The following is a 24,613-nucleotide window of genomic DNA, read 5'->3' as shown; positions in this document are numbered from 1 at the left end:
AGGGGAGACGAACTTAAATCGCCTGACGTGCTCCGTCTGCTGAATGAATATCGGGTGCCGCATAGCGCCCGGCATCGAGGTCCGCGCGTATCTGCTCGTAATGATCGTCAAGCCGATAAAAACGACCAATCCACAACATTGAGGCGAGGATGAGTAGCGCAGGGATATAGAGGTAGCAGGACTTGATAGCCAGCATGGCTGTTTCGCTTTGCGCCTGATTGGCGATATAGCCGCCGGAAGAGAGCAGTGCGCCGGTAACCGCGCCTGCGCCGGCCATGGACACTTTGCCAAGAAAACCATTGATTGAGGTGAGGATCCCAGCGGTATTAATTCCCGTTTTCCAGACGCCATAATCCACCGGATCCGCTTGCATCGAGAAGTAAATAGCCGTGCGTTGTCCAGCGCCGAGCGAGAGGATCACCGCACCCGTAACCAAACCCCAGCTATTTACCCCTGCCGCCATCATCACGATCATGCCAATGAGATTGATAGCACTGGCAATCAGATAGACATGGCGTTTTTTTAGCCGACTGGCGAGCAGCGGTACTGTCAATGTCCCCAGCAGCGGCACGAATGTCGAAATACCGGCGACGATGGATGTCAGACTGTTATTGCCGACGTAGTAATGGAAGAAGTAAACCAGTGCACCTGTCTGGAAAAAAAACGCGCCCCACATCAGGAAAATGTTAATCGCGAAAACCCACCACGGACGGTTGGCGCGCAGGCTGACCCAGGCGCGTTTCAAGGTCATTTTTTCTTGGCTGACGCTGATTGTTTCTTTGACATTGCGGAAACTGACCAGTAGAAAAAAAGTGGCAATCACGCCGAAAATCACTGCTGTATAGAAAAAACCGCGTGCCTGATCGCCCTGACCGAGAGTGCTGACAAGCGGCAGCGTGGCGACGGCTACAATGGTCGCCCCCAACGAACCAAGTAAGATTCGCACAGCAGAGAGCGTGGTGCGCTCCTGGGAATCATTTGTCAAAAACGGCAGCATCGCGCAAAACGGAATATTGACCAGCGTGTAAAGAAACGACAGGCACAGATAGGTGATAAAGGCGTAAACCAATTTGCCGGTAGTGGAGAAGTCGGGCACGTAAAACGCAAGGATACATAACAAACCGAACGGCATGGCGCCAATCAGCAGGTAGGGACGGCAGCGGCCCCAGCGGGTTGCGGTGTTGTCGATGACCAGTCCCATCAGTACATCGGCAACGCCATCCACCAGACGCGTCACAAGGAACATCACGCCGACGTACCAGGCTGGCAAGTTCATTACATCGGTGTAGAAGAACATCAGGTACAGAGAGATAAGCTGCCACACCAGATTGCAGGAGAGATCGGCGATGCCGTAACCCAGGCGTTGCCGCCAAAGAGAAAACATATTATTTGCCATAAAATTATGCTCGTATTTCGTTGTTATTAAAGACCAAATCGGCGGATAAACCAGGCCGGGGTGCAGCTCCACGCGTGACAGTAGCTATTAATCAGCTTGCTGCCGTAAGGTGAAAACTGAGGGTTGTCAGGATCAAACACTTCCCAGAAGGTATCCGCGCCGTAATCTATCATCGCGCCCCAGTAGGCTTTGATTTCGTTAATGGCTTCAGCGCGTAGCCCACATAGCAGCAGAGCGGAGACAAAATGATGGCGCAGATAGGGGGTGTTGATGGCGACAGACGGCGGGGAGGAAAGCAGATGGTGCATAAGCGTTTCTCGTTGCGCACAACTGCCGACTTCGGCTAGCACCATCCAGATTTGTGATGCCCAGGATACCTGACGCTGCGCGCCGCTAATGAAATATCCTTGCGCTTCGTCCCATAAACAGGCCAACGCAGCCGACTTTAGTTGCTGCAGATGCATCTGATAGCCAGCTACCAGTTCGGGCTGAAATTGCCCAGCGAGCAAGACGGCGCGCTGCAGGCAGTAAATTAAGACGCCCTGGGCCGAAGTCTGCTTGTTCAGCGTCTCTTGCCAGTCGATAAATACCCACCAGTCATCGCTATCGCGAACCAAATGCTGTTCATCGCAGCGTGCCAGCGCCAACTCGATTTGTTTTCTGGCGGTAGGCCAGAGCTCTTGCGCTGTGGTTACGTCGCCGGTGCTGTGGAGATAGTTGAACAGCGTATCAACAAAGAGCAGAGAATAATCAAATAGAAAGGTATCGTCGGCTATGACTTGCGGCTGAACGAAAATATTGGCGGAAACCATACCGTCTTGTCGGGTATGGCCAGCAAAAAGATACAAACAACGGCGAACCAACGAGTGATTCGCGAACGTGACATCGTTAACCAGCGCCTGCAGGCGTAGATCGCCAAGCCACAGACGACGGTCGCGCTTGGGCCCATCTTCGAACACGTCTTGCATACAATTCTTCAGCGTCAGTACGGCAGTCTGGTCGATAAGCTGTAAACGTGGATCTTGGGTAGTTGATGGGGGGCAAACACAGTGGGCCGAACTGACGGCATGGATGCGCAGTCGGGTGAAACACAGATTAAATTTTCTGGAAACCGCCTTGACCTCCACTTTGAGATAACGAAAGCAATAGCGTCGCGGCAGTCTGACTTCTCCAGGAAGTTCATCAATCCACAAATCCTGCTGCTGCAACCAGCTGCTGCTGAGCCAGCCCTGATATTCATCAAAGGATTCACACACCTCGCTCAGCGTTTCGCCGAAGATAAAATGTAGGTGCGCTGGGGCATCGGGAGGGCTGCCGACGCTTAAACATGCCAGCTCAAGATAGCCAACAAAGTGATTGCCGAAATCCACGATAACGCTGTCGCCGCTGGTGAGTTCACGCTGGTAAAATTGTTGTGGGGTGCAGAGCGGTACTGCCCGCCAGCCAAAGGGCGCACTGGCATCGGCCTGAGTCTCGATAATGGCCTGCGGTTCGCGGTATTCGCAATGCAGTACGGGTTTAAGCGACTCCGCGGTGCGTAAAAACTGCTGATGGCGGGTCATCGCGACTTGGGCGTTGTGTTGCATGGCTTGTGACATACTGCGTCCTCAAAGTTAGGGGACTCGCAGCATAAGATGCCGATGTCAGTCGCAACCACTCTGGCAATGCCAACGCAATGACCATCCTGGCAATGACAGTGGGATGGGACGGTTGGCGATCACAATTTGATAAATCTTGCCGGTAGCGGCTTTGGAAATGCATTATCGTGCTACCTACTGCCTCGCCGTATTGGATATTAACTGATGATGACGTTGACCGTTGACTCTTATTTCAGCAACCCACTTGCTAAACTGGCTATCTACGCCAGCGACCCGGAAGATAATAACCGCGAGCATGATCATGAATTTGCAGAGTTAGTGATCGTTGAGCAAGGTCACGGACTCCACGTTATTAATGGGCGGCCTTTGTATATTCAGCAGGGCGATGTCTTTTATGTTTCTCCTGGCGATACGCATTATTATGATGAGCTTGGGACGCTTAAGTTAATTAATTTATTAATTAACCCGCAGGTGGATTTTGTCTATTTGCGCGAACTTTCGCCGTTATTGCAAATCTTTGCCGCTACCGACGCCTCGTGCTACGGATGGTTGTCGCCTGAAATCCGCCAGCAGTGCAAATTATTGATTGAAAAAATATGTAGTGATGACTTCCAGGAATCTAAAAATAATGCTTTTCGCGAGGCGGATTTTTTTCAGCTAATTATGCTTATTCAACGTGCGGAAAGTGAAGCCGAATATAGCACCACTAAATACAAACTCCATAAGCTGCTGACCTGGCTACAGGAGCATTGCTTTGAGGAACACAACTGGCCGCAACTGGCTGAGCAGTTTCACCTGACGGCGCGTACTGCTTTTCGCCATATTAAAGAGGCGACTGGATTAACGCCCGATAATTATGTCAAACGTCTGCGCCTGGTATCCGCGCGAGTGAAACTACGGGAAACGGAAATGACGATCACGGAAATCGCCTTTTTATGCGGTTTTGCCAATAGCAATCACTTCACGACACTTTATAAAAGGGTCTTTGGCATGACCCCTAGCGATGACCGCCGCCGCCAACGCCATGTGTCGTAAGAGACCTTATTTTGCTTCTGGCGTATTCGCCTGCACGTGACGGCCGCTGGCGACAAAATTGCCGGTACCGAGGTGGTGAATAGTGTTGAGTTTGTCATCATCAAACTGCCAGCGCCCGCTGACGAAGGCTCGTTCATCGGCCGCGGCGGCAACCACTTCGCCAAACAGCGTATCGTATTGCTCTTGTGCCGCGGTGGCGGGTAGCAGACGGCATTCCATCCACGCCAGGCATTTCTCTTCAATTAACGGTAGCCCCAGTTCGGGCCCATTCACCACCGGGATTCCGTAAGCATTGAACTTATCTTCATCACGCCCGCTCACGCTGCCGACTGCATAGACCCAACTGGCGGCGGCCACGCCCGGCACCACAATGCCAAAGGCGCCGTTACGCTCAATGATCTCCCGCGTCCAGGTGCTTTTATCCACCACAATAGCCACTCGCGGCGGGGCAAACTCAACCGGCATCGACCAGGCGGCGGACATCACGTTACGCCGTCCTGACTGCGCATCATAACTGGTGATCATAATGGTCGGGCCGTGGTTGAGCAGGCGGCTGGCGTACTGGAGTTCGACGTGGCGAAAACGGCTCATAAGCGTTCCTTGGTGAGTGGCGAATGCCTGTAAGTAGTTTATTCACAATACAAAGGTAATCAATACATCAACGGCTATGTAAATCAGATATCAGCTGGCGCGATCGCACAAAATACACCGTCGCGGGGAAAAAATAGGCTATAAATGTCGGACACCAAAAGCTGGAGGCGTTGATGACCCCATTTTTAAGCGCGTATTTTACTCGTCTGGCCTGGACGGGAACCCCCGATGTTTCCATTGACACCCTGCGAGAATTGCATAGCCATCATAATAGCTCGATCCCGTTTGAAAACCTGGACGTTCTGCTACCGCGTGAAATCCACCTTGACGATCGGGCGCTGGAAGAGAAGTTAATCACCGCCCGCCGCGGCGGCTACTGCTTTGAACAGAACGGGCTGTTGCAGCGGGCGCTAAGCGAGATCGGTTTCTCGGTTCGCAGCCTGTTGGGCCGCGTGGTGCTGGCGAATCCGCCGCAGATGCCGCCGCGCACCCATCGCTTGCTTCTGGTGGAGGTCGAAGGCGAACGCTGGATTGCTGATGTCGGCTTTGGGGGGCAAACCCTGACCGCGCCGATTAAGCTGCTGGCCGATATTCCGCAGCATACGCCGCATGGTGTTTACCGCCTGGTGCATGAAGGCGATGAGTGGACGCTGCAGTTTAATCATCATGAACACTGGCAGTCGATGTACCATTTCGATCTGGGGCGACAATATGCCTCTGATTATGTGATGGGTAACTTCTGGTCGGCGCACTGGCCGCAGTCCCATTTCCGCCATCATCTGCTGATGTGTCGTCATCTGCCGGACGGCGGAAAAATGACGCTCACCAATTTCCATTTTACCCACTGGGAAAATAACCATGTAGTGGAGAAGGTGGATCTTGCGGACGTGTCGGCGCTTTATGAAACGCTGCAAACCCGCTTCGGACTTGGTGTAGATGACCCGAAGCACGGCTTCAGCGAAGCCGCGCTGGCAGCAGTGATGGCGGCGTTCGATACCCATCCGGAAGCCGGGAAGTAACGCTGATGACGACGGCGAAGAAAGCGCAGTTTCGCCGTTGTAGGCCGGATAAGGCGTAGCCGCCATCCGGCATAAAGGCTGGAGCCGGGGCTGATGAATATGACCCGGAGTCGGCGCAGGCGCCTCGTCCGGGCTATTGGTAAACGGGCATGGCTGGGGCCGCCAGCGCTCAGCGCCGGGAGCGCACCACCTGGTAGCGGCGGGTGAAATACTCTATCGGCGCGCTCCAGACGTGAACCAGCCGGGTGAACGGGAAGATAAGGAAGATAGTCATTCCCAGCACCAGATGGACGCGATACACCCACGCGACGCCGTCCAGATGCGCCGATGCGCCGCCGTGGAAGGTGACTACCGCCTGCGCCCAATCCACCAGTTTCAGCATTTCGCTGCCGTCCGGATGCTGGGCGGAGAACGGGATGGTCGTCAGCCCCAGCGCGCACTGAATCAGCAGAATGCACAGGATCAGGATATCCGCAGTGGTGGAGGTGGCGCGAATGCGCGGGTTGGTCAGGCGGCGCGCCAGCAGGCCAATACCGCCGACCAGAGTCAGTACGCCGCAGACACCGCCCAGCACCATCGCCATTACCTGTTTCTGCGACATCGGCAGGAACCATGAATAGACCCAGTGCGGCGTCAGCATCCCGAAGAAGTGGCCGAAGAAAATGCCGAGGATGCCGATATGGAATAAGTTCGACCACAGCACCATGCCCCGTTTATCGAGCATCTGGCTGGATGACGCGCGCCAGGTATACTGCCCGTAGTCATAGCGCAGCCAACTGCCCACCAGGAACACGGTGCCGCAGAGATAAGGGTAGATATCGTAAAAGAAGACGTTTAAGTACTGTATCATTTCGGGCCTCCGGCGCGGATGTCGACGTACTGCGGCGCCACATCCTGGCTAAAGCGTCGTTGATAAGCTTGCATTGGCGAGCTATCGCAAGCGGTTGCATTATCTTCAATAAACTTCACCTGTTCCTCTTCCCACACCGCATCCAGCGCCTGGCGGGTGTCGTCACGCTTCTCACTCGCTACCTGCCTGGTGACACTGTCACTATTAAGTGGGCTATCCGCCAGCGCAAGAAGGGTGTCAAAGAGTTGATAGTAATCGCATTCGCGCTGCTTTAAGCGTCCACCGAGCAACGCCAGAATAGGCGCGACGTTCTGCAGTCCTTCACGGGCATCGGCTAATGGGAGAATGCTGAGGTATTCAAGATATAAAGGCAGGTGGTCCGGCAGTTCGCGACAATCGATCTGCAGGCCCGCCTGTTCATACTGGTTCATCAGATCGACCATCGCCTGGCCGCGATCGCGTGATTCGGCGTGAACGTGTTCAAACAGCAACAGCGAGGTGGCGCGACCGCGTTCAAATACCTCACACCATTCGGCCTGGCGGTCGAGCAGCGGCGCCGCCAGTAATCGCCTAACAAACGGCGTCAGGGCAGGCGCATCGGCGCTGACCAGCGCCAGCGCCTCCTCGCGGTTATCCCACAGCGCGTCGTCGGGATACTCCAGCAACAGAGCAATGACTTTGAGGATCCGCATTACTCTCCCTCCCCATGTCGACGAACGTCCCCGACGTCAATAGCGTCGATGCGACGACTGTTGAACAGGTTGAATTTAGTATCAGAACCATGGCAACCATCGCCGAAGGTAAAACCGCAGCCGTTGCGTTCAGGGAAGGCGTCCTCCGCCAGTTCGCGGTGGCTGGTGGGGATCACGAAGCGGTCTTCATAATTGGCGATCGCCAGGTAGCGATACATCTCTTCCACCTGTTCGACGCTGAGGCCCACTTCTTCAATCGCACGGGTATCGGTCACGCCTTCGACGGTTTGCGAACGTTTGTAATGGCGCATCGCCATCATGCGTTTTAACGCGCGCAAGACCGGGCCGGTATCACCGGCGCTCAGCAGGTTCGCCAGATACTGTACCGGTATACGCAGGCTTTCTACCGCCGGCAGGATGTTACCGTTACTCGGCAGGCCGCCAGCGTCGGCGACCGACTGAATCGGCGACAGCGGCGGCACGTACCAGACCATCGGTAAGGTGCGGTATTCCGGGTGCAGCGGCAGCGCCAGCTTCCAGTCCATCGCCAGTTTATACACCGGTGATTTCTGCGCGGCGTCGATCACGTTATGTGGAATACCCTGTTTCAACGCCTCTTCGATGACCGCCGGATCGTTGGGGTTAAGGAACACATCACACTGGCGCTCGTAGAGGTCGGTTTCATGTTCAGTGCTGGCCGCTTCTTCGATACGGTCCGCGTCGTACAGCAGCACGCCAAGGTAGCGGATGCGGCCAACGCAGGTTTCTGAACAGACTGTCGGTTGCCCGGACTCAATACGCGGATAGCAGAAGATGCATTTTTCCGATTTTCCGCTCTTCCAGTTAAAGTAGATTTTTTTGTACGGACAACCGCTGATGCACATTCGCCAGCCGCGGCATTTATCCTGGTCGATCAGCACGATACCGTCTTCTTCGCGCTTGTAGATGGCGCCGCTTGGGCAGGTCGCTACGCAGCTCGGATTGAGGCAATGTTCGCAAAGACGCGGCAGATACATCATGAAGGTGTTTTCAAACTGGCCGTACATCTCTTTTTGCATCGCTTCGAAGTTACGGTCTTTGGCGCGTTTTTCAAACTCGCCGCCGAGCAGTTCCTCCCAGTTTGGCCCCCAGGTGATCTTATCCATCCGTTCGCCGCTAATCAGCGAACGCGGGCGGGCGGTAGGCAAGTATTTGCCCTCCGGCGCGTTGTGCAGGTGCTGATAATCGTAGGTAAAGGGTTCGTAATAATCGTCAATCTGCGGCAGCACCGGGTTGGCGAAAATCTTCGACAACACGCTGACGCGGTTGCCCAGGCGCGGAGTGAGCTTGCCGCTGATACCGCGGATCCAGCCGCCTTGCCACTCGTCCTGATCTTCCCAGTTTTTGGGGTAACCAATACCTGGCTTGGTTTCCACGTTGTTGAACCACGCATATTCCATCCCTTCGCGGCTGCTCCAGACGTTTTTACAGGTGACGGAGCAGGTATGGCATCCGATGCATTTATCCAGATTCAGCACCATTCCGACTTGTGAACGTATTTTCATTTCTTCGCCTCCTGTACCTGGTCACGACCTTCGCCATCCAGCCAGTCAATATTTTTCATTTTGCGGATCATAATGAACTCGTCGCGGTTGGAGCCGACGGTGCCGTAGTAGTTAAAGCCGTAAGCCAGTTGGGCATAGCCGCCAATCATATGCGTGGGTTTAGGACAGACGCGGGTGACGGAGTTGTGGATGCCGCCCCGGCGACCGGTCACCTCCGAACCAGGAATGTTCATAATGCGTTCCTGAGCGTGATACATCATGGTCATGCCCGGCGGCACGCGCTGGCTCACCACCGCACGCGCGGTGAGGGCGCCGTTGGCGTTGAAGGCTTCGATCCAGTCGTTATCTTCAATCCCCAGTTCTTTTGCGTCGGTTTCGCTTAGCCAGACGATGGGCCCGCCGCGCGACAACGTCAGCATCAGCAGGTTTTCGCTATAGGTCGAGTGGATACCCCATTTCTGATGCGGGGTCAGGAAGTTCAGCGCTTTTTCCGGGAAGCCGTTTGGTGGCACGTCCTTCATCTGGCTGACGCTGCGCGTATCGATCGGTGGGCGATAGGCCACCAGACTTTCGCCGAAGGCGCGCATCCAGGGATGATCCTGATACAGCTGTTGCCGCCCGGAGAGGGTACGCCACGGGATCAGTTCGTGAACGTTGGTATAACCGGCATTATAGGAGACATGTTCGCTTTCCAGACCAGACCACGTTGGGCTGGAGATGATCTTGCGCGGCTGCGCCTGAATATCGCGGAAGCGGATTTTCTCATCCTCTTTATTCAGCGCCAGATGAGTGTGGTCGCGGCCGGTAAATTCTCCCAGCGCTTGCCAGGCTTTCACCGCCACCTGGCCGTTGGTTTCCGGCGCCAGGCTTAAGATGACTTCACTGGCGTCGATAGCGCTGTCGATACGCGGACGGCCTTTGGCCGGACCGTCTGGCTTGACGTAGTTAAGTTTGCCGAGGAAGTCGACCTCGCTTTGCGTATTCCACGAAATGCCTTTACCGCCGTTGCCGAGCTTATCGAGTAACGGCCCCAGCGAGGTGAAGCGTTCCCAAGTGGCCGGGTAGTCACGTTCAACCAGCGCAATTGACGGCGCGGTTTTGCCTGGAATGAGATCGCATTCGCCCTTGCGCCAGTCGAGGACATCGAACGGCTGTGACAGCTCCGCCGGAGAGTCATGCTGCAGCGGTACCAGTACCACATCGGTCTCTTTATCAAGGTGGCCGACGCACACTTCAGAGAAACTTTTGGCGATGTCCTTGTAGATTTCCCAGTCGCTTTTCGCCTCCCAGGCCGGGTCGACGGCGGCGGAAAGGGGGTGGATAAACGGGTGCATGTCTGAGGTGTTCATATCGTCTTTTTCATACCAGGTGGCGGTCGGCAGGACGATATCGGAGAACAGGCAGGTACTGGACATGCGAAAATCGAGGGTCACCAGTAGATCAAGTTTGCCCTCTATCGCCGCGGTCTGCCACTCGACTTCCTCTGGCTTCACGTCAGCGGTGGAGCCAAACTCCTCGCCCTGAATACCGTTATCGGTACCGAGCAGGTACTTGAGCATGTACTCATGGCCCTTACCGGACGATCCCAGCAGGTTAGAACGCCAGATAAACAGGTTGCGCGGGTGGTTGTTGCCGCTATCCGGCTGCTCGGCGGCAAAGCGAATATCGCCTGCTTTTAACGACTGGACGGTGAAATCGGTCGGGGACAGCCCGGCAGCGTCGGCCTGCTGCCTGATGCTCAGCGGGTTAACATTAAGCTGCGGCGCGGAGGGCAGCCATCCCATGCGTTCGGCGCGAACGTTAAAGTCGATCATATGGCCGCTGAATTTGCTGGCGTCGGCCAGCGGCGACAGCAGCTCCTGAGCGGTCAGTTTTTCGTAGCGCCATTGGCTGGCGTGGTTGTAGAAATAAGAGGTACTGTTCATCTGCCGCGGCGGACGAGTCCAGTCCAGCGCGAACGCCAGCGGCAGCCAGCCGGTCTGCGGGCGCAGTTTCTCCTGGCCGACATAGTGCGACCAGCCGCCGCCGCTCTGGCCGACGCAGCCGCAGAACACCAGCATGTTGATCATCCCGCGGTAGTTCATATCCATGTGGTACCAGTGGTTCACACCGGCGCCGAGGATAATCATCGAACGGCCATGGGTTTTATGCGCCGTATCGGCGAACTCGCGGGCGATTTGTTCGATATGTTGACGCGGCACGCCGGTGATCTGCTCGGCCCATGCCGGGGTATAGGCTTTGACATCCGCGAAGTCGCGCGCGGCATTGGCGTCGTCAAGACCGCGATCCAGACCGTAGTTAGCCAGCACCAGGTCATACACGCTCACCACCAAAGCGCTCTCACCATTGGCCAACGGTAGCTGTTTAGCTGGCAGCTGATGAAGCGTTACCGGCTCCTGCTTCACGCTGCGGAAATGCGGGTTTTCGTTGCCGCCGAAGTAGGGGAAACCGACCGACACCACGCTATCGTGCATATCCAGCAGCGACAATTTTAATTCGACATCCCGGCCGTTAGCCTGTTGTTCGAGATTCCATTTGCCTTTTTCGCCCCAACGAAAGCCGATGGAGCCGTTCGGCGCGACCAGCTCGCCTTCGGCGTTATAGGCGACGGTTTTCCATTCCGGGTTATTACTTTCTCCCAGCCCGTCAAGCAGGTCGGCGGCGCGCAGCATACGGCCAGGCGCATAGCTGCCGTCGTCACGACGGTCGAGCATTACCAGCATCGGCATATCGGTATAGGTACGGCAGTAGTTGAGAAAGTAATCGCTTGGGTTATCGAGGTGGAAGGTTTTGAGGATCACGTGGCCCATCGCCATCGCCAGCGCGCTGTCGGTACCTTGCTTCGGCGCCAGCCACTGGTCGCAGAGCTTGGCGACTTCCGAATAATCCGGAGTAATGGCGATGGTTTTGGTGCCCTTGTAGCGCACTTCGGTGAAGAAGTGGGCGTCCGGGGTTCGGGTCTGCGGGACGTTTGAACCCCAGGCAATAATGTAGCTGGAGTTATACCAGTCGGCGGATTCCGGCACGTCGGTCTGTTCGCCCCAGGTCATCGGCGAGGCGGGGGGTAAATCGCAGTACCAGTCATAAAAGCTCAGGCAGGTGCCGCCGATCAATGATAAATAGCGGGTACCCGCGGCGTAGGAAACCATCGACATCGCTGGGATCGGCGAAAAGCCTGCGACGCGATCCGGACCGTAGTTTTTGATGGTCCAGACATTGGCTGCGGCGATCAGTTGATTTAACTCTTTCCAACTGGAGCGAACAAAGCCGCCTTTACCGCGGATTTGTTTGTAGCTGCGGGTTTTCAGCGGGTCCTGCATGATGCTATCCCAGGCCTGTACCGGGTCGGGATGCTGTGTAAGTGCTTCGCGCCACAGCTCAATCAGCCGTTTGCGCGCCAGCGGGTACTTCAGGCGGTTGGCGCTGTAGAGATACCAGGAGTAGCTGGCGCCGCGCGGACAGCCGCGCGGTTCGTGATTTGGCAGGTCCGGTCGGGTGCGCGGATAATCGGTCTGCTGGGTTTCCCAGGTGACCAGACCGTTTTTGACATAAATTTTCCAGCTACAGGAGCCGGTACAGTTCACACCGTGCGTGGAGCGGACAATTTTGTCGAATTGCCAGCGTTGCCGGTAGCTATCTTCCCAGTCACGGTTATTGTCGTAGACCTGACCGTGGCCGTTGGCAAAGGTCTCGCGTTTCTGCTTAAAGTAGCGAAAGCGATCCAGTAATTTACTCATGACATTTCTCCTGCTCCGCTAATGTCCGGCATCGTGCCATCCGGTAAATAGGTCGTTATGGTTGTGCTGGTTTACGGCGGCCATAGACCAGCCAGGTCACCAGCACGCAAACCACATAGAAGACAAAAAAGACTTTCATCGCGCCCACCGGCGAGCCGGTCATGGCCAGCGAGGTACCGAAGGCTTTTGGAATAAAGAAGCCGCCGATGGCGCCAATTGCGGCGATGAAACCGAGCGCGGCGGCGGTATCGGTCACCGCTTCATGCTGGGCCTGTTCGTCGCTGCCGCCGCGCTTTTTCACGCTATCAATGGTGAGCTGACGGAAGATCACGGCGATCATCTGGAAAGTGGAACCGCTACCAAGCCCGGCGGTTAAGAACAGGCCCATAAACACCACGTAGAAGGCGAAGAAGCTGCCGGAACCGGAGCCCGGCAGGGTGAGGAAAAGCAGCCCGGTAAAGACCGCCATCAGAATGAAGTTGACCAGCGTCACCCGTACGCCGCCCAGACGGTCGGAAATGATACCGCCGAAGGAGCGCGCCAGCGCGCCGATAAACGGGCCGAAGAAGGCCAGTTTCAGGATATCGACATCCGGAAACTGGGTTTTCGCCAGCATCGCGAAGCCGGCGGAGAAGCCAATAAACGAGCCGAAGGTGGCCAGATACAACAGACTTAGCAGCCACATATGCGGGCGTTTCAACACCGGTAGCTGATCGCGAATCGAAGCTTTGGAACTGGCAATATCGTTCATGCCGAACCACGCGAAAACGGTGGCGATAACCAGTAACGGCACCCACAGCAGCGGTGAGTTGCCAAGCCACAGCATGGCGCCGCCAGGTTGCTCTACGCCGCGAACGCCCAGAAAGGTAAAAATCGGCAGGAAGACAAAAATAGGAGAGACCAGTTGCATCACGCTGACCCCGAGATTGCCGAGCCCGCCGTTAATCCCTAATGCGCTGCCTTGTTTGGCCTTGGGGAAGAAGAAGCTGATGTTGCCCATACTGGAGGCGAAGTTGGCGCCGGCAAAGCCGCAGAGTAACGAAATTGCGATAAATACCCAGTACGGGGTAGTTGTATTTTGTACTGCCAAACCCAGCCATAAACAGGGAATCACCAGAATAATCGTGCTAATAACCGTCCAGTAGCGCCCACCCATAATAGGTACCATAAAGGAGTAGGGTACGCGTAATATTGCGCCGGAAAGCGAAGGTAGCGCCGTTAATAAAAACAGCTGGTCAGTAGTGAAATTAAAACCCACTTTATTGAGATTGACCGCAACTGCGCTAAATAACATCCAGACGCAGAAGGCGAGTAACAGACAAAATACGGAAATCCATAAGTTCCTGCGCGCAATCGCTTTTCCTTTATTTTCCCAGAAGGCTTCATTTTCTGGTCGCCAATCTTTTAAAAGATAATGATTCTTTTTATCACCTTCTATCGACATAACACCCTCACTAAAGCGTACGAGATCAAAAGGATAAATAAAAAAACAGCTGAAACTATGCAGGCTGGAATTAAGCTTCAGCTGTTTTTAATAATTGTATTGTTTGAGGATAGATAAGAATCGAGGCGTGAAAGAATTCACGCCGACAATGAAGGGTGGTCAATTGTTACTAAATGTAAATTAAACCTGAGGGAGTTCCAGCGCGATATAATGTTTTAAGTAACGGATAAATGCCGCGTCGTCAATCGCTTGCATCCCCAGCGCGTAAATGCCATCCAGCCCGCAAACCAGAGCAATCAGACGCCAGGCGATATTGTCAGCCGTATCCTGCGGCTGAAATTCACCGGCTTCGGCGCCGCGGTTAATCGCCGTGACCGTTTCATCATGCCACATGCTCATGGTAAGCAGATATGCGGCCTTAATTTCCTCATCGCTACCGGACAAAATCTGCGCTTCCCGCCACAGGCGGATATAGGGTTCGAGACGGCCATCTTCGCTGCCAAGTAATGAAAACAGGCGTTCGCTCCAGGAGGCGTCATCGGTTAGCAGCTGAATATCGAGCATTTCGCGGATCAAGCGGATAAAGGCCTGCGCTTTTAGCTCGCCGGTCGAGGCAAAATGATGATGTAACTGACCTGCTGCGACGCCGGCGTCGCTGGCTATCTGGCGCACGGTCATGGCGCTGAAGCCGCCATTTAGCGCCACTCGCATGGCGGCCTGCATGATAACTTCCCGACGCGCTTCCCGATTTAAATAGTGCATAGCGACCCGTAACCAAGAGGTGATGGGATGATGGTAACAAAAAGTTGGACAGACGTTCAACAATCCGGCAGGATCGCAATCCTGGACGCGTGTCCAATTTGATAAATTGAGGAAAAGAAGTATGTCTCGGCAATGGTTAACGCTGATGGCGATTTTGCTGGTTTATATCCCGGTGGCGATTGACGCAACGGTGCTGCATGTGGCCGCCCCGACGCTCAGCGTCGCGCTTGGCACCAGCGGCAATGAGCTACTGTGGATCATTGATATCTATTCGTTGGTGATGGCCGGTATGGTGCTGCCGATGGGCGCATTAGGCGATAAAATCGGCTTTAAGCGCCTGTTGCTGCTCGGTAGCGCCATTTTTGGCATCGCTTCGCTGTGCGCCGCGCTGTCGCCGTCGGCGATAACGCTGATTATCTCCCGGGCGCTGCTGGCGGTTGGCGCGGCGATGATTGTGCCGGCGACGCTTGCCGGGATCCGCAGCACTTTCGCCGAAGCCAGCCAGCGTAACATGGCGCTGGGATTATGGGCCGCCGTGGGCTCCGGCGGTGCGGCATTTGGCCCGCTGGTGGGCGGCATGCTGCTGGAACACTTCTATTGGGGATCGGTGTTCCTGATCAACGTGCCAATCGTGCTGCTGGTCATCGCCATCAACGCTAAGGTCGTTCCACGCCAGCCCGCACGCCGCGAGCAGCCGCTGAATCTGCCGCAGGCGCTGATCCTGATTGCGGCCATTCTGATGCTGGTATTTAGCGCTAAGTCAGCGTTAAAGGGGCAGCTGGCGCTGTGGCTGATTGTGCTGGTGGCTATCGGCGGCGCGGCCATGTTGACCTGGTTTGTCCGCAAGCAGCTGTCGATGCCGACGCCGATGGTGGATATGCGTCTCTTCACCCACCGCATTATTTTGAGCGGGGTGATGATGGCGATGACCGCGCTCATTACGCTGGTCGGTTTTGAATTGCTGATGGCGCAGGAGCTGCAGTTTGTGCATCAGAAAACACCGTTCGAGGCCGGGCTGTTTATGCTACCGGTGATGGTCGCCAGCGGCTTTAGCGGGCCGATTGCCGGAATGCTGGTATCTAAACTGGGGCTGCGGCAGGTGGCGACCGGCGGTATGTTGCTGAGCGCGTTGAGTTTCCTGGGGCTGTCGATGACCGACTTCAGCACCCAACAGTGGCAGGCGTGGGGGTTAATGACGCTGCTGGGCTTTAGCGCCGCCAGCGCGCTGCTGGCGTCAACGTCGGCGATCATGGCGGCGGCACCGAAAGAAAAGGCCTCCGCGGCAGGAGCGATTGAAACCATGGCCTATGAACTGGGCGCGGGGCTCGGAATTGCGCTGTTCGGCCTGATCCTTACCCGTAGCTACAGTTCGGCGATTGAGCTGCCTGCCGGGATTAGCGGTGAAGCAGCGGTACAGGCCTCATCGTCCATCGGCGAGGCGATGAAGGTGGCGCAATCGCTCCCCGCGATACCGGCGGATTCACTGATTGCGGCGGCGAAAACCGCGTTCATTAGCGCCCATAGCATTTCGCTGGCGACGGCTGGCGTTCTGCTGTTGTTGCTGGCGCTGGGGATCTGGCGCGGGCTGGCCAATACGCCGGCGCCACGGTAATGTCATAGCTGAAGAGAAAGCTCCATCGCCGCGCGACGCAGCGGCGCGAGGGCTTTCTCCTTCAGCGCCGCGGCGCTCATCGAAGAGGCGGGGACGCCAACGTTGAGCGCTGCCACCACCTGGCCGCTGCGCGACAGCAGCGGTACCGCAAGCGAGCATAATCCAACTTCAATTTGCCTGTCCGCCAGCGCATAGCCCTGCATGCGAACTTTAGCTATTTCCGCGCGTAATGCCGTGGGGTCGCACAGGGTATGCGGGGTGTAGCGCATAAGATGTGCGCGTGACAGTGTCACTTCAAGTTGTTCTTCTGGCAGCGCGCTCAGCAATACCCGTCCCATTGAAGTCGTCCATGCCGGGAGGCGACTGCCGCGCCCCAGATCGACGCTCAGTAAGTTATTGACCGCCGCGCGGGCAATGTACAGCACGTTGTCGCCATCAAGCGTGGCGGCGGAGCAGCTTTCACCTAACGTCTTACCAAGATTGTCCAGCGCCGTTTGCGCCACCTTCGCCAGCGGGGTTCCCGCCAGATAGGCGTGGCCCACTGCCAGCACGCGCGGCAGAAGTTCATAGCTGCGGCCGTCCGGGCTGTGCACCATCCCCAGCGCCGCCAGGGTATACAGGCAGCGGCGCACCGCCGCGCGGGAAATTTGCGTTTTTTGACTTAACTGCGAAATGGTCAGCCGCTGGCGCTGGGGAGTAAAAGCATTGAGCACCTCCAGCCCGCGGGCGAGTGACAGCATAAAATTGGGGTCGTGCTCGGCCTGCCTGGCGCTCAGCGTAGTGTGGGTATTGTCGCTCATTGCATCTTTCTCCGTTGCAACGTAAAGCTCACGGGGAATTACTATACCGCGCGCAAACCAGGGCGCGCCGAATTGTGCCTGTTTTACCACCTCGATCACATTATTAACCGCAATTTAACAAGCGTGCCGATAATCGCACAACATTTCGATTATCGCCGTTGACCATCCGCCAGGCTGGACCCTATTGTCAAAGCACAGACATCCCCGTTATGGATGTGGGTACAAAAAGTTATGCATCTTTCAGGAACAAAAAATGACTGCGACCGTAGAACGCATTGAGAGCTGGTTAGTGGATGTACCGACTATCCGGCCACATAAATTATCGATGACCACCATGGGCTGCCAGACGCTGGTCATCGTGCGCATTACCCGTTCCGATGGCGTATGCGGTATCGGTGAAGCGACGACCATCGGCGGGCTGAGCTACGGCGTCGAGAGCCCGGAGGCTATCGCATCGGCCTTGACCCACTATTTGACGCCGCTGCTGAAAGGGCAGCCGGCCGATAATCTGAATGCGCTGACGGCGCGTATGAACAGCGCCATTAAAGGCAATACTTTCGCAAAGTCTGCCATTGAAACCGCGCTGCTGGACGCCCAGGGGAAAGCCTTAGGCTTACCGGTATCGGCGCTACTCGGCGGCGCGCTGCAAACGTCGTTGCCGGTGCTGTGGACGTTAGCCAGCGGCGACACCGCAAAAGATATTGCCGAAGGGGAAAAGCTGTTAGCCGAGCGCCGCCATCAGGCATTCAAGTTGAAAATTGGCGCGCGGGAATTAGCCACCGATCTCCGCCATACCCGCGCCATTGTCGAAGCTTTAGGCGATCGCGCCAGCATTCGCGTTGACGTTAACCAGGCCTGGGATGCCGCCACTGGCGCGAAAGGCTGCCGCGAGCTGGCGGCGATGGGGGTCGATCTCATCGAACAGCCGGTGAGCGCGCAGGACAATGCAGCGCTGGTGCGCCTGAGCCAGCAAATCGAGACCGCGATTCTGGCGGATGAAGCGGTCGCGACCGCATACGATGGTTATCAACTGGCGCAGCAGGGCTTTACCGGCGCTTACGCGCTGAAGATCGCCAAAGCGGGCGGGCCGAATAGCGTGCTGGCGCTGGCCCGCGTCGCGCAGGCGGCGGGGGTTGGCCTGTATGGCGGCACGATGCTGGAAGGGACCGTGGGTACCGTTGCTTCTCTGCATGCCTGGTCGACATTGCCGCTGCAGTGGGGAACCGAGATGTTCGGCCCGCTGCTACTCAAAGACGATATTGTCAGCGTTCCGCTGACCTTTGCCGACGGTCAGGTGGTGTTGCCGCAAACGCCAGGGCTCGGGGTGGAGCTGGATGAAGACAAGCTGCGCTTCTATTCCCGTAAAGCATAACAGGAGAAAATAATGCTATTTAAAGTTGATATGACCGTTAATATTCCGATCGGTTTTCCTGCCGCCGAAGCGGATGAAATTAAACAACGCGAAAAAGCTTATTCGCAACAATTACAACGTGAAGGCAAATGGCGACATATCTGGCGCGTCGCCGGTCTTTACGCCAATGTCAGCATTTTCGATGTAAAAGATGCCGAAGAGCTGCATCAAATTTTAATGGGATTGCCGCTGTATCCATTTATGGATATTCGCGTAGAGGCGCTGTGCCGTCATCCCTCGTCGATTCGTGAAGACGATAGCTAATAATAATAACGTCGACCTCATGCCGGAGGCACCCGGCAAATATCCTACAATGATAAGAGAGAATAATTATGAGTAATGCTTTCGTACAACAAGAAGCCGTGCAGAAATTATTACGTGAAGGCGCGGGTTTAAATGTCCCTGGCGGTAATGAACGCTTTAAAGCCATTGTCCACCGTTTACTGGAAAATATCTGCACGCTGATCGATGACTATAACGTCACAGAAGAAGAGTTCTGGCACGCGGTAAACTATTTGCATGAGCTGGGTGGGCGCCAGGAAGCGGCGCTGCTGGCGGCGGGTCTTGGTCTTGAGCACTTCCTCGACCTGCGTCAGGACGCTATCGACGCGGCGGCGCATCGTGAAACCGGTACCCCGCGCACCATCGAAGGGCCGCTGTATGTAGCCAATGCCCCGCTGGCCGACAGCCATGCCCGCATGGATGATGGCACCGATGCCGGCGAAGTGATGTGGCTGCACGGTCAGGTTAAAGATAATCAGGGCCAGCCGATTGCTAACGCCATCGTTGATATCTGGCACGCCAATACCCTGGGTAATTACTCGTTCTTCGATCAAAGCCAGAGCGACTACAACCTGCGTCGTCGTATTCGCACCGGCGCCGATGGCCGCTATAGCGTGCGCAGTATCATGCCATCCGGCTACGGCTGCCCGCCGGATGGTCCAACTCAGAAGTTGCTGGACCAGTTAGGCCGCCACGGTAACCGTCCGGCGCACATTCACTTCTTCGTCTCCGCGCCGGGCCATAAACATCTGACCAGCCAGATCAACCTCAGCGGCGACAAATACCTGTGGGATGATTTTGCCTTTGCCACCCGCGATGGTCTGATTGCCGACCCGGTGAAAGTGAGCGACCGCGAGACGATTGCACAGCGTGAACTGGACGGCGAGCATACCGAAGTGCGCTTTGATTTCACCCTCTGTAAAGCGCTGAGCCCCGACGAAGAGCATCGCGGCGCCCGTCTGCGCGCCAAAGAGTAATCTGCTTTAGCGGCCCCGGTCACGCTGCTGGCCCGGGCCGCGCTCTACACCCGATAGTCACCACATTCGCCAAATATCTTTAATCCTGAATCCTGCAGGAGGAGTTAACTCATGCAAAAAACGCTATCAGCGCTTAAAGACAAAATTAACAACGCGTTAATTGTCGACCGTGAAAATCATATTTACCGTTGCCACCGCTCTATATTTACCGACCAGCAGTTGTTTGATTTTGAAATGAAACATATCTTCGAAGGAAATTGGGTTTTTCTTGCCCATGAAAGCCAGATTGCCGAGCCGGGAGATTATTATACCCTGACGCTGGGACGGCAGCCGGTTATTATTACCCGTGATAAAAAGAATGAATTGCATGCATTAATTAATAGCTGCGCCCACCGCGGCGCCATGTTATGCCGACGCAAAACCGGGAATAAAAATTCGTTTACCTGTCCGTTCCACGGCTGGACCTTCAGCAATAACGGCAAATTATTAAAAGCCAAAGATGAGAGCACCGGCGCCTATCCTGACACCTTCAAACATGAAGGGTCTCACGATCTGCAAAAACTGCCGCGTTTTCAGTCTTACCGCGGTTTCTTATTCGGTAGCCTCAATGCCGACGTGCAGCCGCTGGAGGCGTATCTCGGCGAAACCAGCAAAATCATCGATCTGATCGTCGATCAGGCGCCGGAAGGGCTGGAAGTGCTGAAGGGCTCGTCGAGCTACGTTTACGAAGGCAACTGGAAGCTGGGCGCAGAGAACGGCGCCGATGGTTATCACGTCAGCGTGGTGCACTGGAACTATGCCTCAACCATGTCACGCCGCAACTATGAAGCGGAAGGGACGCATGCGGTTGACGCCAACGGTTGGTCAAAGAGCGTCGGCGGCGGCTACGGTTTTGACAATGGCCACATGTTGCTGTGGACCCGGGCGCTGAACCCGGAAGTGCGCCCGGTCTATGCCCACCGCGAGCGTCTGCAGGCGGAATTCGGCGAACTACGCGCCGACCAGATGGTCAATGAAACCCGCAACCTGTGCCTGTACCCCAACGTCTATCTGATGGATCAGTTTTCTACCCAGATCCGCGTGATCCGCCCGATTGCGGTCGATAAAACCGAAGTCACCATTTGGTGCTTTGCGCCTAAAGGCGAAGCCGACCAGGCGCGGGCGCTACGGATCCGCCAGTACGAAGATTTCTTTAACGTCAGCGGGATGGGGACGCCGGACGATCTGGAAGAGTTCAGCGCCTGTCAGCGCGGCTATCTTGGCGAAAATCTGGCATGGAGCGACCTCAGCCGCGGCGCGCTACGTTGGGTCGACGGCCCGGATGAACACGCCAGGCATGCGGGCTTTACGCCGCGGCTAAGCGGGGTGAAATCGGAAGATGAAGCGCTGTATATCGCCCATCATCACCATTGGCAAACGGTCATGCTGGCGGCGCTGGAACAGGAACAACAGCGTTACGACCAGTCCATTACCCAGCGCGTGGAGGTGGCCTGATGTTGAATCTCGAACAAGTTCGCCAGTTTCTCTATTACGAAGCCCGTCTGTTAGATGACCGTCAGTGGGATGAGTGGCTGAGCTGTTACAGCCCGCAGGTGGTCTACTGGATGCCGGCATGGGGCGACGATGATCAGCTGACACGCGACCCGCAAAAAGAGATTTCCCTTATCTACTATCCCAACCGGGAAGGACTGGAAGATCGCGTCTATCGCATTAAAACCGAGCGTTCCGGCGCCAGCACGCCGGAACCGCGCACCACGCACATTATCAGCAATGTCGAGCTGATGGGCGAAAGCGAGGAGGGGCTTGCGGTGCGCTACAACTGGGTTACGTGGAGCCATCGCTATCAACACACGGATGCCTATTTTGGCTCTACCTGCTGCACGCTAATTGAGCAGGACGGCAGGCCGCAGATCGTTCGTAAAACGGTACGCCTGAATAACGACTATATCCGTCAGGTTATCGACGTTTACCACATTTAAGAGGCGCTTATGACTTTTAATATTGCTCTTAATTTTGAGGACGGCATTACCCGCTTTATTCAATGCCATGCCGGGGAGAAGGTGCTGGATGCGGCCTATCGTCAGAAGGTTAACCTGCCGATGGACTGTTCGGACGGCGTTTGCGGCACCTGCAAATGCCACTGCGCCAGCGGTGAATACGATCTGGGTGAAGATTATCTCGACGAGGCGTTAAGCGACGACGAGGCGCAGGCTCGCCAGGTGCTGACCTGCCAGATGGTCCCGACCAGCGATTGTGTGATCGATGTGCCGGTGGCCGCCGCGCAGTGTAAAACCGCGCTGACCAACACCGGGGCGCAGGTGCGACAGGTGAATTTACTGTCCGATACCGCCATCGAACTGGTGATCGCGCTGGATGAGCCGCTGGCTTTTCTGCCGGGGCAATATATCAATATTCAGGTGCCGGGCACGACTCATGTGCGCGCCTATTCATTCATCTCGCTGCCGGGTTCTCTCGAAGGGCGTTTTCTGATTCGTAACGTGCCTGGCGGCATGATGAGCCAGTGGTTAACCCAGCAGGCGCGGCCCGGCGATCGCCTGACCCTCAGCGGCCCCATGGGCAGCTTCTATTTGCGCAGCGGCGAACGCCCGCTGCTCATGCTGGCGGGCGGTACCGGGCTGGCGCCGCTGCTGTCTATGTTACACACCCTGCAGACACAGGGTAGTCAGCGTCCGGTAACGCTACTGTACGGGGTGACCCGTGACGGCGATCTGGTGAAAACCGATGCGCTGGACACCTTTGCTCAACAGCTTACGGGGTATCGATGGCTGCCGGTGGTGGCGGATGAAAGCAGTTCCTGCCCGCAGCGCGGCTTTGTGACTGAACATCTCGATGACGCGATGCTGAATAACGGCGACGTTGACATCTATCTTTGCGGACCGCCGCCGATGGTGAATGCGGTCGCCACGGCACTGCGCGAAAGGGGAATTTCCCCGGCAGGGTTCTGGTATGAGAAATTTATCGCCAGCCAGAGCGCGGCGGCATAAGGAGGCATAATGCGTTTTACCGATAAAGTCGTCGCTATCACCGGCGCGGCGCAGGGGATTGGCAGGCAGACCGCGGAGCAGGCGGCAACTGAAGGCGCCGCCCTGTTGCTGATTGACCGCTCGCCTTACGTACACGAACTGGCTGCCGTTTTAGCCCAGGCCGGAAGTCAGGTACTGGCGCTGGAGGCTGACCTTGAGCAGTGGCAGAGTACTGAACAGGCGTTTGCCGCCGGGGTCGCGCATTTTGGCCGCCTCGACGTGCTCATCAACAACATCGGCGGCACCATCTGGGCGCGACCTTTCGCCGAGTATCAGCCAGAACAAATTGAGAAAGAGATCCGCCGCTCGCTGTTCCCTACCTTGTGGGGCTGCCGCGCGGCGCTCCCCTGGATGCTGAAGCAGGGGAAAGGCAGCATCGTCAATATCTCGTCGGTGGCGACGGCAGGGGTGAACCGGGTGCCTTATTCGGCGGCGAAGGGAGGCGTGAATGCGCTGACCCGCTCGATTGCCATGGAGTACAGCGGCAGCGGCATTCGGATTAACGCCGTCGCGCCGGGCGGTACGGAGGCGCCGCCGCGCCTGACGCCGCGCAACGAAGAGCTGCCGAGCGAGCAGGAAAAGGCGTGGTATCAGCAGGTTGTCGATCAGACGGTGGCGAGCAGCCTGATGCACCGTTACGGCACGCTGGCGGAACAGGCGAATGCGATCCTGTTTCTCGCCAGCGATGAGGCCAGCTATATCACCGGCGTAACGATACCGGTGGCGGGCGGCGATCTCGGCTAGCGGCGAGTGGCATACCAGCAGAGCAGGGAGCCGAGACACACCATCCCGGCTCCCTGCCAGAATGACCATGAGAGCGCGGCGCTGAGCAGCACCGCCGCCAGCGCGGAAGAGAGTACAGGCGTGAAGTACGACGCCGCCGCCAGCAGGCTGACGTTGCCGTGCAGGATGCCAACGTTCCATGCCGCGTAGGCTAGCCCCAGCGCCACGGAGACCGTAATCAGCTTAATGACTACCGGCCAACTGAACAGCATCGGCGGCTGCGCGCTGGCAAAAAATTTCAGCCACAGGGTGAGCGCCGTTAATAAGACGAAGAGGGTAATGCCATTTTTGCCTTTGGCATATTTCGCGGTCACCGTGCAGTAGGCCGCCCAGATAAACGCGCCGATAAATGCCAGAAAGTAGCTTAGCGGGCTGGAGATGACGTTATTGATAATTTCATCAAGGTTGAGTCCATGCTCGCCGCCGAGCACCCAGCTCACGCCGAACAGCGCCAGCAATAAGCCGGGGATCACCAGCCAGCTACTTTTCTGACCGTTAAAAAGAATGGCGAACAAAATGGTCAGGCTGGGCCACAGATAATTGACCATCCCCACTTCGATAGCCTGCTGGCGGGTGGCGGCGAAACCCAGCGACAGGGCGAGGCAGATCTCGTAGCTGACAAACAGCACGCTGCCGGCCAACAGATAGCGGCGCGGGATTTGGCGCAGGTTGGGAAAGCCGACGGTGAAAATGAGCAGCAGGCCGCTCAGGCTATAAATCATCGCCGCGCCGCCGACAGGGCCAAGCCCTTCGCTAACGCCGCGGATCAAACCGACCATCGTGCTCCATAAGATAATGGCGGCGAAGCCGATTGACGTCGCTCTCTTTTTTTCCATGTTTAACCCGATAATGACTCAAATGCAGCCGGAATTTATAACATCTTTTGCCTCCCGGCGGTCGATCTTTTCCGCTTCGCATAACTCTTTGGGGTTAGTCAAACTCGTCGCCGCTGACTCTTAAGGGGGCGAGCGTTGGCGACCTTGATTTGACGCAATAAAAAAAGGGATATTGCTGTTAGTTTCCTCCGCGCGATGAA

At 56.3% G+C, this 24,613-nt stretch carries 20 protein-coding genes and 1 pseudogene; 10 read left to right on the top strand and 11 right to left on the bottom strand.

What is annotated here, in order from left to right; all coding sequences use genetic code 11:
• Positions 1-13: 13 nt before the first annotated feature.
• Together ABLU80_RS04990 and ABLU80_RS04985 are read right to left on the bottom strand one after the other, a co-directional pair.
• A complete protein-coding gene (locus ABLU80_RS04990; protein ID WP_063446732.1) occupies positions 14-1,396 on the bottom strand; it encodes a glycoside-pentoside-hexuronide (GPH):cation symporter in 1,383 nt (460 codons plus the stop codon).
• Positions 1,397-1,422: 26 nt separating this feature from the next.
• On the bottom strand, positions 1,423-2,994 hold the full coding sequence (locus tag ABLU80_RS04985) for a sugar hydrolase (protein WP_213795926.1): 1,572 nt from the start codon (positions 2,992-2,994) through the stop codon (positions 1,423-1,425).
• Positions 2,995-3,198: 204 nt separating this feature from the next.
• Here ABLU80_RS04985 and ABLU80_RS04980 point away from each other — a divergent pair, with 204 nt between their 5' ends.
• Positions 3,199-4,029, top strand: coding sequence for a helix-turn-helix domain-containing protein (locus ABLU80_RS04980; protein ID WP_348849781.1), 831 nt, complete (start codon positions 3,199-3,201; stop codon positions 4,027-4,029).
• Positions 4,030-4,035: 6 nt separating this feature from the next.
• On the opposite strand, the gene ABLU80_RS04975 is transcribed toward ABLU80_RS04980, so the two are convergent.
• Entirely contained in the window at positions 4,036-4,620 is a 585-nt protein-coding gene (locus tag ABLU80_RS04975) for a flavin reductase family protein (RefSeq protein WP_348849780.1), read from the bottom strand.
• A 173-nt stretch (positions 4,621-4,793) separates the two neighbouring features.
• On the opposite strand from ABLU80_RS04975, the gene nhoA reads away from it, so the two are divergent.
• Positions 4,794-5,639 carry an N-hydroxyarylamine O-acetyltransferase gene (gene nhoA / locus ABLU80_RS04970; RefSeq protein WP_047080851.1) on the top strand — a complete coding sequence of 282 codons (846 nt, stop codon included), beginning with the start codon at positions 4,794-4,796 and terminating at the stop codon, positions 5,637-5,639.
• 169 nt (positions 5,640-5,808) lie between these two features.
• On the opposite strand, the gene narI is transcribed toward nhoA, so the two are convergent.
• The 6 genes from narI to ABLU80_RS04940 form a co-directional block, all read right to left on the bottom strand.
• Positions 5,809-6,489, bottom strand: coding sequence for a respiratory nitrate reductase subunit gamma (narI, locus tag ABLU80_RS04965; RefSeq protein ID WP_015366445.1), 681 nt, complete (start codon positions 6,487-6,489; stop codon positions 5,809-5,811).
• Complete coding sequence (gene narW, locus ABLU80_RS04960; RefSeq protein ID WP_015705535.1) at positions 6,486-7,181, bottom strand: nitrate reductase molybdenum cofactor assembly chaperone; 696 nt, start codon at positions 7,179-7,181, stop codon at positions 6,486-6,488. Before narW ends, narI begins: the two co-directional genes overlap by 4 nt.
• Positions 7,181-8,725 carry a nitrate reductase subunit beta gene (gene narH, locus ABLU80_RS04955; protein WP_015366447.1) on the bottom strand — a complete coding sequence of 515 codons (1,545 nt, stop codon included), beginning with the start codon at positions 8,723-8,725 and terminating at the stop codon, positions 7,181-7,183. The genes narW and narH overlap by 1 nt, the downstream gene beginning before the upstream one ends.
• Positions 8,722-12,462 (bottom strand): nitrate reductase subunit alpha, encoded by a 3,741-nt coding sequence (locus tag ABLU80_RS04950; protein ID WP_348849779.1) that lies wholly within the window; start codon positions 12,460-12,462, stop codon positions 8,722-8,724. The genes narH and ABLU80_RS04950 overlap by 4 nt, the downstream gene beginning before the upstream one ends.
• Positions 12,463-12,517: 55 nt before the next feature.
• The gene (locus ABLU80_RS04945; RefSeq protein WP_015705533.1) at positions 12,518-13,906 is read right to left on the bottom strand and encodes a NarK family nitrate/nitrite MFS transporter; all 1,389 of its coding nucleotides are present in this window, start codon (positions 13,904-13,906) and stop codon (positions 12,518-12,520) included.
• 180 nt (positions 13,907-14,086) lie between these two features.
• Positions 14,087-14,668, bottom strand: a complete 582-nt coding sequence (locus ABLU80_RS04940; RefSeq protein ID WP_015705532.1) for a TetR family transcriptional regulator — start codon at positions 14,666-14,668, stop codon at positions 14,087-14,089.
• A gap of 121 nt (positions 14,669-14,789) precedes the next feature.
• Between ABLU80_RS04940 and ABLU80_RS04935 the strand changes: the two genes are divergently transcribed.
• Positions 14,790-16,280: an MFS transporter gene (locus ABLU80_RS04935; protein ID WP_348849778.1), complete on the top strand. Its 1,491-nt coding sequence runs from the start codon at positions 14,790-14,792 to the stop codon at positions 16,278-16,280.
• Between the two features lie 2 nt (positions 16,281-16,282).
• On the opposite strand, the gene ABLU80_RS04930 is transcribed toward ABLU80_RS04935, so the two are convergent.
• Entirely contained in the window at positions 16,283-17,080 is a 798-nt protein-coding gene (locus tag ABLU80_RS04930; RefSeq protein ID WP_015705530.1) for an IclR family transcriptional regulator C-terminal domain-containing protein, read from the bottom strand.
• 209 nt (positions 17,081-17,289) lie between these two features.
• On the opposite strand from ABLU80_RS04930, the pseudogene ABLU80_RS04925 reads away from it, so the two are divergent.
• From ABLU80_RS04925 to ABLU80_RS04895, 7 genes and pseudogenes are all read left to right on the top strand, one after another.
• Positions 17,290-18,452 (top strand): annotated as a pseudogene (locus tag ABLU80_RS04925) (muconate cycloisomerase family protein).
• Between the two features lie 12 nt (positions 18,453-18,464).
• Positions 18,465-18,755: a muconolactone Delta-isomerase gene (catC, locus tag ABLU80_RS04920; protein WP_015366454.1), complete on the top strand. Its 291-nt coding sequence runs from the start codon at positions 18,465-18,467 to the stop codon at positions 18,753-18,755.
• Positions 18,756-18,823: 68 nt separating this feature from the next.
• Entirely contained in the window at positions 18,824-19,750 is a 927-nt protein-coding gene (gene catA / locus ABLU80_RS04915; protein ID WP_015366455.1) for a catechol 1,2-dioxygenase, read from the top strand.
• 111 nt (positions 19,751-19,861) lie between these two features.
• Complete coding sequence (locus ABLU80_RS04910; protein ID WP_020078693.1) at positions 19,862-21,244, top strand: Rieske 2Fe-2S domain-containing protein; 1,383 nt, start codon at positions 19,862-19,864, stop codon at positions 21,242-21,244.
• Complete coding sequence (benB, locus tag ABLU80_RS04905) at positions 21,244-21,729, top strand: benzoate 1,2-dioxygenase small subunit (protein ID WP_020078694.1); 486 nt, start codon at positions 21,244-21,246, stop codon at positions 21,727-21,729. The genes ABLU80_RS04910 and benB overlap by 1 nt, the downstream gene beginning before the upstream one ends.
• Before the next feature lie 9 nt (positions 21,730-21,738).
• On the top strand, positions 21,739-22,755 hold the full coding sequence (gene benC, locus ABLU80_RS04900) for a benzoate 1,2-dioxygenase electron transfer component BenC (protein WP_348849777.1): 1,017 nt from the start codon (positions 21,739-21,741) through the stop codon (positions 22,753-22,755).
• Between the two features lie 9 nt (positions 22,756-22,764).
• Positions 22,765-23,538: a 1,6-dihydroxycyclohexa-2,4-diene-1-carboxylate dehydrogenase gene (locus ABLU80_RS04895; protein ID WP_063444922.1), complete on the top strand. Its 774-nt coding sequence runs from the start codon at positions 22,765-22,767 to the stop codon at positions 23,536-23,538.
• On the opposite strand, the gene yddG is transcribed toward ABLU80_RS04895, so the two are convergent.
• Positions 23,535-24,413, bottom strand: coding sequence for an aromatic amino acid DMT transporter YddG (gene yddG / locus ABLU80_RS04890; RefSeq protein WP_015705524.1), 879 nt, complete (start codon positions 24,411-24,413; stop codon positions 23,535-23,537). The two genes, ABLU80_RS04895 and yddG, sit on opposite strands and share 4 nt — an antisense overlap.
• Between the last annotated feature and the right edge of the window lie 200 nt (positions 24,414-24,613).

It is taken from the genome of Klebsiella sp. CN_Kp104 (assembly GCF_040064515.1).
GTDB classification, from domain to species: Bacteria; Pseudomonadota; Gammaproteobacteria; order Enterobacterales; family Enterobacteriaceae; genus Klebsiella; species Klebsiella aerogenes.
This window is presented reverse-complemented; position numbering and strand designations above follow the sequence as displayed.

What these genes read in the sequence shown, in the direction of transcription:
- ABLU80_RS04930 (WP_015705530.1), bottom strand. Translation starts at nt 17,080, where the DNA reads ATGAGCGACAATACCCACACTACGCTGAGCGCCAGGCAGGCCGAGCAC.
- ABLU80_RS04910 (WP_020078693.1), top strand. Translation starts at nt 19,862, where the DNA reads ATGCAAAAAACGCTATCAGCGCTTAAAGACAAAATTAACAACGCGTTA.
- ABLU80_RS04985 (WP_213795926.1), bottom strand. Translation starts at nt 2,994, where the DNA reads ATGTCACAAGCCATGCAACACAACGCCCAAGTCGCGATGACCCGCCAT.
- nhoA (WP_047080851.1), top strand. Translation starts at nt 4,794, where the DNA reads ATGACCCCATTTTTAAGCGCGTATTTTACTCGTCTGGCCTGGACGGGA.
- ABLU80_RS04935 (WP_348849778.1), top strand. Translation starts at nt 14,790, where the DNA reads ATGTCTCGGCAATGGTTAACGCTGATGGCGATTTTGCTGGTTTATATC.
- ABLU80_RS04950 (WP_348849779.1), bottom strand. Translation starts at nt 12,462, where the DNA reads ATGAGTAAATTACTGGATCGCTTTCGCTACTTTAAGCAGAAACGCGAG.
- ABLU80_RS04940 (WP_015705532.1), bottom strand. Translation starts at nt 14,668, where the DNA reads ATGCACTATTTAAATCGGGAAGCGCGTCGGGAAGTTATCATGCAGGCC.
- narH (WP_015366447.1), bottom strand. Translation starts at nt 8,725, where the DNA reads ATGAAAATACGTTCACAAGTCGGAATGGTGCTGAATCTGGATAAATGC.
- benB (WP_020078694.1), top strand. Translation starts at nt 21,244, where the DNA reads ATGTTGAATCTCGAACAAGTTCGCCAGTTTCTCTATTACGAAGCCCGT.
- yddG (WP_015705524.1), bottom strand. Translation starts at nt 24,413, where the DNA reads ATGGAAAAAAAGAGAGCGACGTCAATCGGCTTCGCCGCCATTATCTTA.
- ABLU80_RS04990 (WP_063446732.1), bottom strand. Translation starts at nt 1,396, where the DNA reads ATGGCAAATAATATGTTTTCTCTTTGGCGGCAACGCCTGGGTTACGGC.
- ABLU80_RS04895 (WP_063444922.1), top strand. Translation starts at nt 22,765, where the DNA reads ATGCGTTTTACCGATAAAGTCGTCGCTATCACCGGCGCGGCGCAGGGG.
- narW (WP_015705535.1), bottom strand. Translation starts at nt 7,181, where the DNA reads ATGCGGATCCTCAAAGTCATTGCTCTGTTGCTGGAGTATCCCGACGAC.
- catC (WP_015366454.1), top strand. Translation starts at nt 18,465, where the DNA reads ATGCTATTTAAAGTTGATATGACCGTTAATATTCCGATCGGTTTTCCT.
- ABLU80_RS04945 (WP_015705533.1), bottom strand. Translation starts at nt 13,906, where the DNA reads ATGTCGATAGAAGGTGATAAAAAGAATCATTATCTTTTAAAAGATTGG.
- catA (WP_015366455.1), top strand. Translation starts at nt 18,824, where the DNA reads ATGAGTAATGCTTTCGTACAACAAGAAGCCGTGCAGAAATTATTACGT.
- narI (WP_015366445.1), bottom strand. Translation starts at nt 6,489, where the DNA reads ATGATACAGTACTTAAACGTCTTCTTTTACGATATCTACCCTTATCTC.
- benC (WP_348849777.1), top strand. Translation starts at nt 21,739, where the DNA reads ATGACTTTTAATATTGCTCTTAATTTTGAGGACGGCATTACCCGCTTT.
- ABLU80_RS04975 (WP_348849780.1), bottom strand. Translation starts at nt 4,620, where the DNA reads ATGAGCCGTTTTCGCCACGTCGAACTCCAGTACGCCAGCCGCCTGCTC.
- ABLU80_RS04980 (WP_348849781.1), top strand. Translation starts at nt 3,199, where the DNA reads ATGATGACGTTGACCGTTGACTCTTATTTCAGCAACCCACTTGCTAAA.